The 286-nt window shown below is 61.9% G+C and carries 1 protein-coding gene; it reads left to right on the forward strand.

Going from position 1 to position 286, the window contains the following annotated elements:
• Positions 1-286 (forward strand): glutamate--tRNA ligase family protein (locus ACRHNM_RS16615; protein ID WP_431137734.1); only part of this gene is annotated, 286 nt, incomplete at both ends.

Raw genomic sequence — 286 nt, forward strand, 5'->3', positions numbered from 1 at the left:
CGCAGTGGCCCAAGGGGGGAAGTTGGGGCCGAAGCAACGGGAATTTGCCCGCCGAAACCTGAGCCACACGGTCGTCAGCAAGCGCAAACTGCTCCAGCTGGTGGAAGGCGGCCATGTATCGGGTTGGGACGACCCGCGCATGCCGACCATATCCGGACTCCGGCGCAGGGGGTGCACCCCGGAAGCCATCCGGAATTTTGCGGATACCATCGGGATTGCCAAACGGGACAATGTGGTGGATGTGGCGCTGCTGGATTTCCACATGCGCGAACACCTGAACCAGATT

The sequence above is a fragment of the Psychroserpens mesophilus genome (genome assembly GCF_050617655.1).
GTDB classification, from domain to species: domain Bacteria; phylum Bacteroidota; class Bacteroidia; order Flavobacteriales; family Flavobacteriaceae; genus Psychroserpens; species Psychroserpens mesophilus_A.